9 protein-coding genes are annotated in these 14,749 nt (G+C 45.7%); 2 read left to right on the top strand and 7 right to left on the bottom strand.

Features of this window, described 5'->3' with window-relative positions:
* Positions 1 to 11: 11 nt before the first annotated feature.
* The 5 genes from DVG78_RS03360 to DVG78_RS03340 all read right to left on the bottom strand — a co-directional run bounded on the left by DVG78_RS03360 (position 12) and on the right by DVG78_RS03340 (position 7,622).
* Entirely contained in the window at positions 12 to 770 is a 759-nt protein-coding gene (locus tag DVG78_RS03360) for a shikimate dehydrogenase family protein (RefSeq protein WP_114459666.1), read from the bottom strand.
* On the bottom strand, positions 770 to 4,597 hold the full coding sequence (locus tag DVG78_RS03355; RefSeq protein ID WP_114459665.1) for a T9SS type A sorting domain-containing protein: 3,828 nt from the start codon (positions 4,595 to 4,597) through the stop codon (positions 770 to 772). The genes DVG78_RS03360 and DVG78_RS03355 overlap by 1 nt, the downstream gene beginning before the upstream one ends.
* Positions 4,598 to 4,712: 115 nt before the next feature.
* Positions 4,713 to 5,705 carry a GTPase ObgE gene (gene obgE / locus DVG78_RS03350; RefSeq protein WP_114459664.1) on the bottom strand — a complete coding sequence of 331 codons (993 nt, stop codon included), beginning with the start codon at positions 5,703 to 5,705 and terminating at the stop codon, positions 4,713 to 4,715.
* A 212-nt stretch (positions 5,706 to 5,917) separates the two neighbouring features.
* Positions 5,918 to 6,487, bottom strand: coding sequence for an adenylate kinase (locus DVG78_RS03345; protein ID WP_114459663.1), 570 nt, complete (start codon positions 6,485 to 6,487; stop codon positions 5,918 to 5,920).
* Between the two features lie 265 nt (positions 6,488 to 6,752).
* Complete coding sequence (locus DVG78_RS03340) at positions 6,753 to 7,622, bottom strand: T9SS type A sorting domain-containing protein (protein ID WP_114459662.1); 870 nt, start codon at positions 7,620 to 7,622, stop codon at positions 6,753 to 6,755.
* Positions 7,623 to 7,784: 162 nt separating this feature from the next.
* Here DVG78_RS03340 and DVG78_RS03335 point away from each other — a divergent pair, with 162 nt between their 5' ends.
* Positions 7,785 to 9,566 (top strand): sensor histidine kinase, encoded by a 1,782-nt coding sequence (locus tag DVG78_RS03335; RefSeq protein WP_229598121.1) that lies wholly within the window; start codon positions 7,785 to 7,787, stop codon positions 9,564 to 9,566.
* A gap of 13 nt (positions 9,567 to 9,579) precedes the next feature.
* A complete protein-coding gene (locus DVG78_RS03330; protein WP_114459661.1) occupies positions 9,580 to 10,290 on the top strand; it encodes a response regulator transcription factor in 711 nt (236 codons plus the stop codon).
* A 1-nt stretch (position 10,291) separates the two neighbouring features.
* Here the strand turns inward: DVG78_RS03330 and DVG78_RS03325 are convergent, their stop codons facing one another.
* Both DVG78_RS03325 and DVG78_RS03320 read right to left on the bottom strand, forming a co-directional pair.
* Complete coding sequence (locus DVG78_RS03325) at positions 10,292 to 11,119, bottom strand: FkbM family methyltransferase (RefSeq protein WP_114459660.1); 828 nt, start codon at positions 11,117 to 11,119, stop codon at positions 10,292 to 10,294.
* 171 nt (positions 11,120 to 11,290) lie between these two features.
* Positions 11,291 to 14,713 carry a DUF1080 domain-containing protein gene (locus DVG78_RS03320; protein WP_114459659.1) on the bottom strand — a complete coding sequence of 1,141 codons (3,423 nt, stop codon included), beginning with the start codon at positions 14,711 to 14,713 and terminating at the stop codon, positions 11,291 to 11,293.
* Positions 14,714 to 14,749: the final 36 nt, after the last annotated feature.

Below are 14,749 nucleotides of genomic sequence, written 5' to 3'. Positions count from 1 at the left end.
TTCTAGTTTTTTTAGCTATTCCAGATTTCCCAGGCTTTTTCAGCCTGTAATTGAAGCATTGGCAGACCGTTATGAATTTGGGCCCCCTGCTCTTTGCCTTTTTTCAGGAAAAGCGTTTCGGCTGGATTGTATACTAAGTCGTACAGTAAATGATTTGCCCCCAGCAGGTCATACGGAATAGCGGGGCATTCCTCAGTCTTGGGATAGGTGCCTACGGGAGAGGTATTGATAATCAGCAAGTGTTGAGCAATGACATCCGCTGTTAAATCATGGTAAGAAATGGCGGCAGACTGATGTTCTGGTTGTCGGGAAACAATGGTGTACTCAATCTGGAGGTCTTTCAGCGCGGCCAAGACGGCTTTTGCCGCCCCGCCATTGCCCAACACCAAGGATTTCAATTGATTGGGAACGATTTTTAAACTCTCCAGCCATTGTTCCAACGAAATTCGGAATCCATAATAATCAGTATTATAGCCTTTTAATTTGCCATCAGGAAGGAATTTAATCGTATTGACCGCACCGATTCGCGCCGCCGAGGCCGCGTCGAGTTCATCCAAAAAAGGGATGATATTTTGCTTATGCGGGATGGTTACATTCAACCCCGACAAGCCAGGATTTGCCTTAATCAATTCAGGAAAATTATGATAATCGGAGAGCTCAAGTAGCTCATAACGGCTGTTTTCAATCCCTTCTTTTTCAAATTTTTCCGTAAAATATTTTTTAGAAAAAGAATGGGTCAATGGATACCCAATCAAACCAAATACTCTCATTATTGAACAATTATCAGTTTTTTATTTCTCCTAAAACCTTGACTTTCAACGTGTATTACATAAACACCTACTGGCAAAGCGCTAAAATCAAATAGCTTTTGATTATCAAAAGACGGCACATTGATGATTTGTATCGGCCTTCCCATCAAATCGTACACAATTAAGGTGGCATTTTTGAGAATCTCCTGGGTTTCGACTATTACTTTTCCATCCAACGAAGGATTTGGATACACTGCTATGCCATTATTATCGGCCTCCAGAATAAAATCAAACACAGAAGACGTCTTTGAAACGCACGTCAATGTTGAGCTGTGTTGCACAGATGCGGTCACGGTAAACATTCCTGATTGATTTACCCTTATCACTGATTTTATCTCCCCCAAAGTTTGGCTACCAGATTTCCACGCATATACCGCAGAAGCAGTTGGATTGGAAACTTGGAGTGTATAAACTCCTATTTTTTCAATGACTGGAGTCAGCGGAAGGGTTTTTACATCAACCCTTGTCGGCCCTGTAAACGGGGATAAACAACCGATTTCGTCCCGGACGCGGGCCGCATAATTCCCTGATTTAGCGGCAACAATCCGCTTACCTGATTCGCCCGTGTTCCACAATACATCATAATTTGTTTCTACTCGAAGTCCTACCTGATCGCCGTCGCAAAAGGTAAGACGCCCTTCTGAAATAATGGATGGAATGGGAGGGAGCTGATTTACTCGCACGTTTATGGGTTCAGAAGCGGGTGAAGGGCAGCCAAATTGATTCCGAACGATCAAGGTATAATTTCCTGCCAAATTAACAGCTACACTTTTGGTATTGGCGTTGTTGGACCATTGATAGGCGCTCGCATCGGGTGCGGTCAAGGTTACATTTTGGTCCGCACAAATGGTCGTAGGTCCTCCTACCGCAATCGTAGGCCGTCCTGGGTTGGGGTTAACCACAATCCGAATAGGAGCCGATGCGGGAGAGGTACATCCCGTAGAAGGCTCAAAAATAGTAGCCGAAATACTGCCCGCACTATACACCCTGATACTTCTTCCCCGTTCGCCATTGCTCCATTCAAAAATATTACCTCCCGACGTAATCGTCAACACTGTATTGTCGGTTTCACAAAAAGTGGTCGGTCGTTCATTGACCACCGTCGGCGCGGCGGGTAGAGGATTGACCCTGACTGGAAACGCATCCGAAACCGAGCGGCAGCCATTATTATCTACGTAACTTACGTTATAATTCCCCCCAGTAGTTGCCGTAATTGTTTGGCTATTTTGAAAATTACTCCACGCAATGCCAGTACTATAATTGGTCCTTAGCGAAACTTGTCCCCCCTGACAAAAAGTGGTTGGTCCAAGAGCCGTAATGATTGGTTTAGCGGGCAATGCATTTACCGTTATCGAAATGTTGTTGGAAGAAGGCGACTGACACCTGTTGGCGTCAACCGTTCTGACCGAGTATCGCCCTGGAAGATTGACCGTCACACTTTTTGTATTTTGTCCATTACTCCAAATGTATCCTGTTTGATCAGACGATGTAAGGGTAACTACTTCATTTTCACAAATGGTGGTATTGCGGTCGGCAGTGATGGTCGGTGGAGCGGGCAAGGTATTGACTTTTACAGTAACCACTTCCGAACCTGGCGAGGTACAGCCGTTGGCATCGGTAACGGTCAATGAGAAACTACCCGCTTTTAGAATGTTGATACGACGGCTACGCGCTCCGTTGTTCCAATTGTACTGCGCCGAACTGCTCGAAGTTAAAATGGTGCTGTCGCCGTCGCAAAAGACTACTGGTCTTTCGGGTGTTATGATGGGCGCTGATGGCAACGGATTGACCGTTACTGTAATATTATTCGATATTCCGTCGCAGCCATTGGCATCCCGAAAGCGCACATTATAGGTCCCTGAGGTTGTTACTTCAATGTTTTTTGCTTGTTGGCCTGAACTCCAAATATTGCCAGATTCATAATTGGAAGATAGCGTTACGCGTCCTCCTTGGCAAAATGACGTGTTTCCCGAAGCACTAATGGTAGGAGCAGCAGGTGGCGCATTGACCTGTACACTCACGCTTGTTGGCTCAGAAGTACAGCCTTTGTCATCTAGCACACGAACCTCGTATATACCACTGCTGCGAGCCGTTACGACCTGTCCTCTGTCGCCTGTAGACCAGCGATATTCTGCGGCCGAGGTAGCCGTAAGATTAACCGACTCACCCTGACAAAAAGTAAGAGACCCAGACGCTGCGATGGTTGGCTTCGAGGGCAAAGGAGACGAAAAAGACGTAACATTGATGCTCGCGGAGCCTTTGCAACCGTATAAGTTTTGGGTAGAAACAGAATAAGTCCCCGAAGCCGATACTTCTATACGTTGATTCGTTGAACCCGTATTCCACTGATTTCCTGTCGCCCCACTCGAAATAAGCCCCACAGTACTGCCTTGGCAAAGTGGCAATTTGCCGTCTACTGAAATAGCAATTGGAGCGCTTTGCAAATCATTCGGAACGTTGATATTTGGAGTATAATAGACATTCCCCGCACCATCTCGTACGGTGGCTTGATAATTCCCAGGCCCAAAGTTGACCGATGAGCCATTGGCCCCGTTATTCCATTGAACTGATGAAAAAGGCCCTTGAACGTTGATATTCAACTGATTTCCACCAGCACAGCTAACCGAAAAGCTCGGAAATGTTCCTGTTTGAGGAAAACAAGAATTGAAGAAATTATCGTCCAAGGCTGAATTCCAGGCACCAGCCAAATCCGACAAACCCCCGTTTTGAAAATGGAAACCGTCAGGACGGGGGGTTTGAATATTATCGGTAGAAGGTCCGAAGTACACAGAATTTCCACCCAAAACGACCTGATTTTGACCATTAATAATCTCCTGATTGTTTCCTTTTGCGTTATAATAAGATACCCTCGAAATAACCCATCCTACGTTTTTACCAAAATGTTGTCGGGATTTTTCAATGATTCTGCGTAGGTTGGATTCGTACGTCCCAGCTGAATTGTTGAGCAGGTTATCTGCCTCACCTTGGTGCCAAAGTACCGCTCTGATTCCAGTAACACTCGCGTAATAATTGAGTGACATCCTCAAATTCCCGTACGGTTGCCCTCCCGGATAAGTATCATTGATGTAGATACTATTGGTAGTGCCACCATCCACGGTTTCACTCCAGTTTTTGGAGGCGGTTCCTTCCCATGCGGCATTATAAAACAACACAGGTACATTGAGACGATTGGCAATCATGTCTCCCAAACGTCCCCAGCACCACGAAGAAAGCCCTCGGGGGCCCACATTCCCATTGTCGCTCATTCGAACAAAATCAGGCTTAGGAAAAGAGTTATTTTGATTATCGTTATTTCGATAATTAACACAGTTGACACGATCATCTCCTGGGCCAGGGGCACCATAATTAAAAAATCCCTGCGCGTTGGATTGGCCCGCCACTAAAAACACTTCCCCCACTCCCACACGTTGTAATTCGGCCGTACTAATGACATTGCCATTTACCACGCCTCTGACCTGAAGTTCGTACCAGCCTCCCCGTACTTGAATAGTACCAGAGTAAAATCCACCCTGCGGGTTGTCTTTAAGAAGTCGCCAATCCGTTTGCTCCCCTTGTCCGGGACTCATGGGTACAACCCTAACCTCAACCCGGTCAATACTCTGGGAATATTGACCAGTGACGTGGATAGTACCGTTCCCAAAATTGTCACGTTGAAATACGATTCGACTGGTAGGAAATGTGATGTTTATCTGTGCGAAAATGGTCAAAGGAAATAAAATACACGCAAAGCTTTGCCAGAGGCTCCTCAGGTAAAAGTTCAATTTCATTTGTTCAGTATTTGGTGGAATATATACTTTCTAAACTTACTTAAACGCCACTAACTTTTCAATCCTTTAGAGCCTCAATTTATATTTATTACGTGCTTTTTAACGGCACAACTGCCTAAGGATTTAAAGTTTTCCAGATTAAATCTTTCAATTCACTGATTCCTTCTTGGGTCACTGACGATATAAGCACGTATGGAATATCGCCAGGAACCGTTTTCATCATTTCTTTTTTTGTCTCGTCGTCAATCAAGTCACCTTTTGTAATGGCCAACAATCGTTCTTTCTCTACTAAGGCAGGATCATACAATTCCAACTCATTCAACAAAGTTCTATATTCGTCACCGATATTTTCGCTGGTTGCGGGGACCATAAACAACAAAATAGAGTTTCGCTCAATATGCCTCAAAAACCTCAACCCCAATCCTTTACCCTGCGATGCTCCTTCAATAATCCCTGGAATATCGGCCATTACAAACGACTTATAATCCCGGTATCCTACCACCCCCAAATTTGGGACCAAAGTTGTAAATGGATAATCGGCAATCTCAGGTCGCGCCGCCGATACCGTTGAAAGCAACGTTGATTTTCCAGCGTTCGGAAATCCTACCAAACCTACATCCGCCAACAGTTTCAATTCCAACACAATCCATTCCTCCTGCGACGGATCTCCCGGCTGAAAGTGCTCTGGCGTTTGGTTGGTGGCGGTTTTGAAATGGTGGTTTCCCAATCCGCCCCGACCGCCTTTGAGCAAAATCACTTCCTGTCCGTCCTCGGTTACTTCCGCTAAAATCTCCCCCGTTTCGGGGTTTTTGGCGATGGTACCGAGCGGTACTTCTACTATGACGTCTTCTCCTTGCTTTCCGTTGCAACGGGCTCCGCTTCCAGCCTCTCCGTTTTCGGCCCGGATATGTCTTTTATACTTCAAATGGAGTAGGGTCCAGTGCTGAGAATTTGCCTTCAGAATCACGTGTCCGCCCCGGCCTCCATCGCCACCGTCTGGCCCTCCTTTATCAACGAATTTTTCTCTTCTGAAATGTCGTGAGCCGGCTCCCCCCGCTCCCGAGCGGCAACTGATTTTAACGTAATCTATAAAGTTTGAACTTGCCATTTTGACGTGTTTATTTTCCGACGATATCGGAAAAATTATCTTTTAGTGAATTTAGTACTTACTACTAACTAACTCCTAATAGACAACAATGATTCTTTGATTGCTTATTTTACAACAAAAAAACTCGTATGGAATGCCTCCCGGCACAGCCACACGAGTTACAAATTTGGGAAAGAAACGGCAGAGTCTATGTGTATTGACCCCTAAAATTATTATTCGGTATCGATGGCCGAACACAAATTATTAAAAATATCCTCGATTTCACCAATTCCATTTACCACGGTCAACTTGCCTTGCGCTTGATAATACGGCAATACATGGACGGTTTTGTTAAAATATTCGTCAATTCTTTTGACCAATTTATCTTCGTCGTCATCGGCACGGCCGCTCACTTTTTTGCGCTCGGCAATGCGGCGTTTAAGTTCTGCCTCATCCACATCCAACTGGAGTACCGCTTTGATATCGCTGTTTTTTGACGTCAAAAAAGCATCCAAGGCCTCAGCTTGGGGCACCGTACGCGGAAAACCATCAAAAATAATGCCCTTCGCGTCGGGATTTTTTTGAACTTCTTCTTCCAACATATCAATCGTGACCGAATCTGGCACCAAAATCCCGTTGTCAAGCAGGTCTTTTACGCGTTTTCCCAACTCGGTTTGTTCTTTGATGTGCATCCGAAACAAATCGCCGGTTGAGATGTGAACCAACTGATATTTTTCGATGAGTTTTGCAGCTTGGGTGCCTTTGCCCGCACCCGGAGGGCCAAAAAGTACAATATTAAGCATCTGACTGAAAGGGCTTTTGGTGGAGGTAGAGCTATGTTTTTGAGGTTTGACTGCGCAAATTTACAATTTCATCACACTACTCAACGGTTTTTGGGCACAAATTAAAAAAGGATTTTGCTAAAATGAGGTAGTTTGAGGAGAAAGACCCCGAATAATTCAAATAAAAAGCGATTACTTTTCGAATTTTAAACACAATATCGCAATCACAAAAAGAGGCTACCTCACGTAAGGCAGCCTCCTAGATGTACACTTGATAAGATTGAGATTACTCGATAACAATGCGTTTTACGGCACCGTCTTCGTTCTGTACTACGTTGACAAAATACGTTCCTTTGGCATTTTTGCCCAGTTCAAGTTGCCCTACATAATCGCCCGAAAAATCTTTCACTTCTTTGCGGCTCACTTGCTTCCCTTTGGTGTCGGTCACGGTGATGGTCACGTCGCCTTTGTTGGGGGCGTAGAAGCGGAGGTTGAGTTCGTTTTTGTCGGGGTTGTTGGGAAATGCCTCCAAACCGCGAATTGACGCAGGCTTGCCTGAACCTCCAAGATTGATGTCGCTGTGCCAAAACTCACGGAATTTGGGTTCAAAATCGCGGCTCCAGTCTTCCATGTTGCGCTCCAGCTTCCGCATTTGAGGTTCAATCTTCTTTTCAACGCGCTTCATACGGTCGGCAAATGCCTCTTCGTCAAAGTCAAACCTAAAATTATGATTGTAGTTGTAGTTATCCTGACGGTCTTTGGGGTTGGACTTATAAATTTTTACCCGCTCCTTTTCTTCTTTTTGTTTCCGCACAATTCTATCATCGTCATACCGACGGTCATGGTCTGAGTGGCGGCTGTCACCTTCCTCAATCTCGATGCTCAATCGGCGGTTGGCAGCGTCTTTGCCATTGCCTTTCAATGAATCCACGATGGCTTTTACCTTGGCTTCGCGCTCGGCTTCCGAAAGATTGTTGTAGGTATACGAACGCTCAACGATTTCGGTTTTCCCGTCTTTTTCTTCGCTCATGCGTACGCGAACGGTTACTTTATCTTTGGCAGAATCTCTCACTTCTTTCTTTTCGTCCTGCGACAGCGCCGTTGTGGCTACTCCCAGCCCAGCGACCAATGCGATCAATGCAAATTTTGTTTTCATGCGTTTGTTGTTTTAAGGCTCAAAAGTGTTTAAAATTTAAAAAGTCGCGGTGTTAAATTTTCTTAAATTGTGTTAAAGGATTGGTTGAATTACGTTATTTTGAATGGTAACAAATCAAAAGTCACGTTTTACAAAAAGAACGTTGCATGGAGTTGAAAAAAAATGATGACCACCCAAAAAATACGATTGTTGATTACGCTCATGGGCCTAGCTGCGTTGGGGTTGATGGGATTTCAGTGGCATTGGATTACGAGCGCACTGGCGCTGCGCAATGAGCAATTTGACCTAAAAGTGTCGGATGCGCTGCAAGATGTGGTCCGAAAATTAGAAAAGCAGGAAATCATTTATTTGATTCGTCAACGCGAACAAATCGAACAACAACAGCGCAAATTGGAAGCGCTGAATAAAAACCGACTGGCCAAGTCGAGCCAGTCGCCCAAACACTCGTTGCCCAACGAATATGCTTCCAATCGCGACGACAAACTAACAGGCTCTAATCCCACCGACGCCCTTACCCCTCGGAATCGCTCCATGACGGATTTTCAGGCCAACCTCATCAACGAGTTTTTACGCCAACGCAACAGCGAATTGCCCCATATCGAGCGTTTTTTACGCATTCACGCCGAACAAGAACGAATTTTTGACGCTTGGTTTAATCAAATGGACCACGCATTTTGGCCCACCGATAGCACCACCAATGGCTCGGTGCTGATGACGGTGCGGTCGTCGGTGCAAAAAGCGCGTCAAAACGCCGAAAATGAGCCGCCGACCTACCTGCCGAGTCGCGCTAAGACCAAAGAAAAACTGCTTAAGGTGGCTTCTGCGTCGCAGAGTGATTTATTAAAAGATGTTTTTAAAGATTTGCTTTTTAGCAAACGCCCAGTAGAGCAGCGCGTCAATCGAATCATGCTTGATTCACTGCTGCGAAAGTCGTTGCAGGAGCGCGGTATCGGGATTGCGTATGAGTTTGCTATTCAGAACAATGTGCATCAAAATATTATCTTTTCGACGGCATCTTACCGCCCAGATAGCACTGATTCAGAACTATTTAAGGCAAGTTTATTTCCTAACGAACTCAATAGTATGCCCAGTAAGCTGTTGGTGTATTTTCCCGAACGACAGGCGTTTATTTTGGAAAACATGGGCTTTACCCTCATCAGTTCAGCCTTGTTGTTGCTCGTCATTTTGGGTTGTTTTTACGTAGCAGTGGCGACCATTTTGAAACAGAAAAAACTCTCGGACGTCAAAAATGACTTTATCAATAACATGACGCACGAGTTCAAAACACCGATTTCGACCATTTCGCTGGCCGTAGGCATGGCACGCGAGCAGGTAGAAACGCAAGGCGAGCCCCTCAAAATAAAGCGCTATTTGGGTATAGTGCAGGACGAAATCCAACGCTTGGGCGGACATGTAGAGAAAGTACTGCAAATGGCTTTGCTCGACCGTGGTGAAATTAAACTTCGGCCTACCACCCTTAATATTCACGATGTCATTGAAAAAGTTCTGAACAACCTGAGTGTACAACTGGAACAGCGGCAAGGAGAAGTTGAACTGAGTTTTGAGGCCGAGCAAGAAATCATTCAGGCCGATGAGCTGCATTTGACCAATATCCTGACCAATTTGATTGATAATGCCAACAAATACTCCCTCAATGCGCCGCCGCAGATTATGGTAAGCACCGAAAGTGATGCCGAAAACGTATATATCCGCGTCACAGACCATGGCTTGGGGATGACCAAAGAACAGCAAACCAAGATTTTTGAGCCATTTTACCGCGTTCCGACGGGCAATGTTCACGACGTAAAAGGGTTTGGGTTGGGATTGAGTTACGTCAAAAAAATGGTCGAAGCCCACGGCGGCCGCATCGACGTCAAAAGCAAGCCCAGTGAAGGCAGTACCTTTACGATTCAGTTGCCGTTACAAAAAGGAACTTTGAACTAATAATAGAAACAGCATGACAACCAACCCGCCGTCTACGAAAATTCTTTTGACCGAAGATGACCCTAATCTAGGGCAATTGTTACAGGAATACCTCACCAACAAAGGCTACAAAACGGATTTGGCCATAGATGGAAACGCAGGTTTGAAGCGGTTTCTGGAAGGTTCGTTCGATTTGTGTCTGCTAGATGTGATGATGCCGAAAAAAGATGGCTTTTCGTTGGCCAAAGAAATTCGCCTCACCGACAAAGAGGTTCCTATCATTTTTCTGACGGCTAAAAGCATGAAGGAAGACACCATTCAGGGTTTTAAAGCGGGTGCTGACGACTACATCACGAAGCCGTTCAGCATGGAAGAACTATTGCTCAGAATACAGGCGGTATTGCGCCGTTATCAAAAAACGGCTCCAATGCACGAGCCGCAACAAAGTGTATTTCAACTCGGGAAATACACCTTCGATTTTGCGCACCAGGTCCTTACCCAAAACGGCACCCCACAAAAACTGACAAGCAAAGAAGCGGCATTGCTCAAATTATTTTGTGAAAACAAAAACCAACCTATTAACCGAAGTTTTGCGTTGAAACTCATTTGGGGCGACGATTCCTACTTCAACGCCCGCAGCATGGATGTCTACATTACCAAGCTCCGCAAGCACCTCAAAGACGATGCATCGCTCCAAATCATCAACCTCCACGGCGAAGGTTTTAAGTTATTGGTAGATGAATGAGTTAGCGCGGAACGGCATAGATATTGATGTTTATATGCCATTTAGTTATGTCTTCTTTGGTAGGAATAGAAACAACTTTGGCGGTGGTATCAAACTCTTCAAAGTAAAAAATATCGTAACCATGTTTGGCAATGGTTTCAAACAGTTCCATTTTATCGGCAGGACTGTTATGCTCAAAACTTTCCGCTACAATCACTGGCTTGTATTGGGCAATTAAGTCCGAGATAGATTTGAGAATTTCCTTATCGTAACCTTCAGTATCCACTTTGATGAACGATAGTTTGGGGAGCCAATCTCCGTAATTCGCCTCCAAAAAACGCATCAGTGGAATACCCTTTATTTTCTCGGGATAAACGAATTTCCCATGACGGCTTTCTTTGATTGGAGAAATTCCGCCGTTGACAAAAGAAGCCTCTGAAGAGATAAAAAAGAACTCTTCTTCCTCTACCGAAATTGCAAACGGTAGGGCATGAATGGACAGTTTGTCTTGGTTGAGAGTGGCGTTTTCCTTCAGTATTTTAAACACGTACGGATTGGGATCGAAGCCCAGCGCCAAGCCTGATTTTCCCGCTGCCAATCCCATCGGTACGGTGGTATCTCCGATGTTGGCGCCAATGTCAATGACCAAATCTCCTTCTTTGATAAATTTACGAAAAAAATCGACGGTTTCTTGCTTCAAACCCAACCGCGTAGCCAAAGGATTGTCCCATTCTGCAAAATCGATTTGTCCGTCTTTCTCCAATTGGTAATGATTGATGAGAGAAGGATACTCTTTGGTATATCTTCTGGCTATTTTTCGACGGAAAGAGTCTCTGAAGTACTTAAACATCTATGATTGAGGTTTGGATTATAAGGCAATATTGTCGATAATTTCTTCATATTTTGCCTAACTGAAGGAATTATTAGGTGAAACAAAAAAAGAGTCAAATAAACCCCTCAAAAAGTTAAAAAAGGTGGAAACTCATCCCAAGCCTCCACCTTTTTTAACTTTTTACTACTTCTATTTTTTACGTTTCTTTTTCTTCTCAATTACTTTTTCGGGTTCTACGGGCGGCGGCGGCGGCGGAATGCTCAAATCTTTGACTCGAATATTCCGGAACTTCACCACATCACCGTGGCCAAGAAATCCGATGTAACCCGATGTACGACTGAGCCCAGGATGGTCGCGATGATCGGCAGTACCGTTTTTAGAAGCTTCGGCCAAATCACCATCCAAAATCACCGTACCATTAAGGGTCACTTTGACTTTAGAGCCTTTGACTACCACTTCCTGCTCATTCCACTCACCGACGGGTTTGAGGTAGCCCCGCTTGGCAGCAATGATGCCGTAGGCCGAGCCATGGTACTGATACGGTTGCAGGTTTTTATAGATTTCGGCCTCATTGTCCAGAATCTGTAATTCCGTGCCCACATAAGCGGCATCGCCCTGCAACGGCGCACGAATGCCCAGACCATTGTTGGAACCAGGTGTTAGCATGAATTCAAAACGGAACTCAAAATCGCTGTATTCGTCTTTGGTAAATAGGTTGCCTTTGCCACCACGGTTGGGATAAATCACCATTGCACCATCTTCCATGACATAATCGGTGGTGTTGCCCATCCATTCAAACATGTTGGTGCCGTCAAACAACATTTTAAAGTTATCTTGTTTTTCCTGCTCGCTCAAAACAAATGGCTTTGTTTGGGGCAATTCACGCACGTAAATGTCACGGTAGGCCACGAGTGTACCATGCGCCTGAAGTTCTAATTGCTCCATCGGAAATATTGGTTGCTTACGGTCCCAATAGTTTTCCAGAATGACATTATCTACTACCAATTCACCATTAAGCCGCACCGTCACCCGGTCACCTTTCATTTGGATGTAGAATGTGTTCCAATCGCCAATAGCGTTGTCGGCCAATTTAAGCGGCTTGCTTGGGTTCTTTTGGTTATTGTACAAACCGCCCGAGCCTACCTGCGCACCTACTTCTACGCGTGAGGTATCCCACACCTGAACCTGCGGCGAACCGCGCAGATAGATGCCAGCATCACCTTTAGGTTCAATGCGCCAATCGACGTACATTTCAAAATCGCCGTATTTTTTAACAGTACAGAGATTATCACCGTGCCCCGTGAAGATGAGTTCGCCATCTTTAACAACCCAGCCTTTCCGCATCACTTCGTCGGCTTTTGCCTGTTTGGCGGCGAGCGTATCGGGGTGCATTTTGGCCCGGGCAATAGGGTTGGCGACCAACCCTTTCCAGCCTGTCAGGTCTTTTCCGTTAAACAACGAAACAAACCCCTCGCCCGCTGGCATTTCAGCCAAATGCTTCCGAACGGCCTCTTTTTGCTCGTTGTTGGCGGCAAAATTCAGGGCTTTATTTAACAATTGACGTACGGTATTCCCCTGAAAATCTTTGTTGGCCAATGCACTATTGATGACCACTTGTGCGGCAGTTTGTTGTAATTGCGTATCATCCAAATAATTACCCGCTAAAATCAACGCGTTGAAGGTGCGATTGCGAACGAGTTCTTTTAGAATACTTTCTTTTTGGGTGGCTGTTTTGGACATATCCATCGCCTTACGCAGCATCAATACTTTTTGGGTGGGCGTTTGATTCAGCCGATTGGCCGCTTTGATGTAGCCACTCACCGCTTGGTCAAGGTAGCCCGCGTCAGTGGTGTTTTTTCCAATTTTATGCAGTTCAAAAGCAGCACTGGCATCTTTCCAATTGGAAAGGGCATTCAGGGCCGCGTTTTGCGTAGCTGCATCTCCATTTTGAAAAGCTGCCGCCACGGTTGATAGTGCTTTTTTGCCACCGATATTGGCCAAAATGCGCAAATAATTGGGTTTCTTATCCGTCGGTGCTGCGTTCATCTGTTCCAATACCGTGGTTGTTTGCTGCATCGCATCGCCTGTTTTCTTTACCACGGCAGTTATCGCTTCCTGCGTTGAAAGCACCTCTTGAGGAGCCGAAACACTATTCAACAGCCCCACCAAGATAGGCAGGTCTTTAGACGCCGAAACGCTCTTCAACGCCGCAAAAGCCGCTGCTTTTACGTTGGAATCGTTGTTTTTTAATTGCGTCAAAACCACCTCTATTTTGCTATCGGCCGCACGCGCCGCCAATACTTCAAGCAATGCGGGCTGTGCACTTGCAGGCATGGAAGGTAGCGCGGTCGCGATTTGGTCTACTACTTTATCGCCTTTCATGACGAGCAACGCATTTTTGACGGCAGTTACCTCGTCAGTTGTACCTTTTTTGAGGACTCCCAATAAATTAGGCAAAACACCTTCCTGCCCGATTCTTCCTGCGGCCTTAATCGCCGCCAATTTTACACCACTTTCTTTATTGGTCAAATTTTTAAGAATGACTGGCAATGCCGATTTTGCGCCAGTTTCTCCTAATAGCCCAATCACCTCGGCTTGCGCAACGGGCTTCAAAGTGGGCAAAGCTGTCAAAAACAGCCCAGTTGTGGCAGGAGTAATGTATTTTTGCGCGTATTTCAGCGCCGCTACTCGGTAATTAATATCAGTGCTTTGCAACGCTTTGAGCAATACAGGAATGCTGGATGCACCCTGTGCGTCGGCCAATAATTTCAATGCCGCCGAGCGCGTGGGCGTTTGGGTGGCATTTTTTAACAATGCCGTGGCCGCCTTGATGGTCAGGGCTTTATTCCCATTCTCAGTCAATCGCCCCAAGTAAGTAAGGTAAGATGATGTAGCGTTGGCTTCATCATACCCATAAGAGGCCTTGGCCGCCGCACTCATCAAGATACTTTCTGACGACGGAGCGCCCGTCATTGCCAACGCATAAAGCGCTACTTTTCTGCTTTTTAGATCGCTACTTGAAGCTAATTTCTCAATGGCGGGCGCGGCTTCCGCAAAGCGGCTGTCGCCTAAGGCTTCTACAATGGAAATCTGAGCCTCTCCGGAAGCACCATTAAGTGCTTTCAACAAGGCCTGACTCGCTGTTGAAGAGCCTATTCTTGCCAAAGCCCTAGCAGCGGGACCGCTTAGTTTCCCATCGTTTAGATAAGTAGACAAGATGCCGACACTTTCCTCTTTGCCCACCTGTTGAAGTTGAAAAAGAAGAAAGGCTTGATTGTCTTTATCGGTCACTTTACCCAAGGCTTCGGCGTAGGCTTCAGCGGCCATTTTTCGCCATTCTTCCTTGCCCGGCTGCATGACAAAGGACGAAAATCCGCCAAGTGCGTATTGAACTTTGGCGTTATTTCCTTTGGCCGAAGGTACCAAACCAGAGGCCAATTGGACAATGCCCGACTTGCCCAAAGCGGCCATATCATCCATGTTTTTTTGCCATTGTTTGGCATTTTGGGCAGGAAACTGTCCCAATAGCGTGGTGATTCGGTTGTCAACCTGCGCCGTGGCCATCGACCCGCTCACCAAAAGAGCAATGAGTATATATTGTATTTTTTTCATAAATGCAGGAAAAGAATTGATTCAATCATTTTGCAC

It is taken from the genome of Runella aurantiaca, assembly GCF_003339505.1.
Lineage (GTDB): Bacteria > Bacteroidota > Bacteroidia > Cytophagales > Spirosomataceae > Runella > Runella aurantiaca.
The sequence above is the reverse complement of the archived record's forward strand: the minus strand, read 5'-3'. Positions and strand labels throughout refer to the sequence as shown.